Below are 1,715 nucleotides of genomic sequence, written 5' to 3'. Positions count from 1 at the left end.
CGCGAGCGTGGCCGAGTTCGACGGCGCCTATGCGGCGATCAACAGCTACCAGCAGGGAGCGTCGGGCGGCAGCTATACGGTGCAGGCGGGCGACACGCTGGCGGGGATCGCGGCGCAGCTGTGGGGCGATGCCAACCTGTGGTACAAGCTTGCCCAGGCGAACGGGCTGACCGGCGATGCGCCGCTGATCGAGGGGCAGAGCCTGACGGTGCCCGCGGGCGTGGTGCGCAGCTCGAACAGCGCCGCGACGTTCAAGCCCTATGAGGTCGGCGACGCCTATGGCGACACCTCGCCGACCACGCCCAAGCCGCGCGCCGCCAAGAAGAACAACAAGTGCGGCGTGTTCGGACAGGTGCTGCTGGTCGCGGTCGCGGTGGCGGTGTCGGTGGCGACCTATGGCGCGCTGACCGCGCCGGCGACGGCAACGGTGACCGGGGCGACGGCGGTCGGCACCGGCGCGCTGGCAGGGCTGACGGCGCCGACGTTGGCGATCTCGTCGGGCGGCATCCTGGCGGGCGGCGGACTCGCTGGAGTGGCGGCGGGCGGCATCGCGGGTGCCGCCGGCAGCATCGTCAGCCAGGGGCTTGGGGTGGCGACCGGCCTCCAGAGCAGCTTCAACTGGACCGACGTGGCGCTGGCCGGGATCGGCGGCGGCCTGGGGCGCGGGCTCGGGGCGGTCAAGGCGGCGAATGGCGCTCTAGATGACGCATTGCGATCTGACTCAGAGATGCTGACCATGTTTGAAAGCGAAGTGCCTGGAATAGGAGCTGCGGTTTCCCGCCCGGGTGGTCGTCAAACGCCACAAGATTGGACTTGGGAACATGCCTCCACCTCAACGGCTAATGGCCGATCTGGCGTCATGAGACTGGTTCCTACCGAGCAGCATACACCGGGTTCGCAGTGGTGGAGGGCTCTGCATCCAGATGCTGGCGCCCGAGGAGGATATTCTGAATGGGCCATACCGGCGGGAGCGCCTAAAAATCGTTAAAAGTTTTGCGAAGAGCCCTCTATTAATTTACCTATCCAGCGAGAAATTACATGTCACGATATGACGGAAAGCCATTCTTGAGGCTATTGGACTGTTACGTCCTTAAGTCGATTGGTGAACTTGATGCCCAGCAGGAAAGCTCGTTAAAGGCAATGGAGCCGAAACTTGCTGACATTTACGGGCAAGGAGGTTCATGGTTCGATATAGTCGCTAATCAAATGGACTTCCCCCCGACTCTTCCCAGTCAGATAAAGAGCATCTGGGATGCTGGGAAAGCCAATGCGGCGCTGCAAGGCGTTACGGTTAGTCCGGAAGAGTTTACCCAGCAGTTCGTGGATAAGAACTTCCCAACTTAGCCGTTTGCCGCAGAGAGCGCAGGACTAAACCAACTCTATACACCCACCGATGCAGCAGCCGCGACTCCCTTGCAATGTAGGATTTCGCCTGCTTGACTCGGGCGGTCCGGCCTGCGGCAGCGCCGGCCCGCTCTTTGATTCCGTCGATCTCGTCCGTGTCTCCTCCTTGGCGAGCACCCGTCGCGTCCGTGTCGCACGCCTGTCGCGTGTGCGTCGCGTTCCGGTCGTTTCCCCGCCGCATCCCCGTCGCATGGGCTCGCGCACCCATCACCTGAGTCAATTTAGTCAACATTTCCGTCTGGTGTCGCGGGAGGACGCGAACGGCCACCGGACGAGGCTGAGCCTGATCGCGGGCACGGGCTATGACGGCA

2 protein-coding genes are annotated in these 1,715 nt (G+C 63.3%); both read left to right on the top strand.

All coding sequences use genetic code 11. From position 1 onward, the window contains the following. A partial coding sequence (locus ACMGER_RS18130) for a LysM peptidoglycan-binding domain-containing protein (RefSeq protein WP_436813582.1) occupies positions 1-988 on the top strand: 988 nt, incomplete at its 5' end. 50 nt (positions 989-1,038) lie between these two features. Next, a complete protein-coding gene (locus tag ACMGER_RS18125; protein WP_436813581.1) occupies positions 1,039-1,344 on the top strand; it encodes a hypothetical protein in 306 nt (101 codons plus the stop codon). Positions 1,345-1,715: the final 371 nt, after the last annotated feature.

The sequence above is a fragment of the Sphingomonas astragali genome, from assembly GCF_051400615.1.
In the GTDB taxonomy this organism is placed as follows: Bacteria; Pseudomonadota; Alphaproteobacteria; order Sphingomonadales; family Sphingomonadaceae; genus Sphingomonas.
Note: the sequence above shows the minus strand (reverse complement) of the source record. Positions and strands in the feature narration are given on the sequence as shown.

Bases quoted from the DNA above. Each gene is read 5' to 3' on its own strand.
- ACMGER_RS18125 (WP_436813581.1), top strand. From the start codon at position 1,039: ATGTCACGATATGACGGAAAGCCATTCTTGAGGCTATTGGACTGTTAC.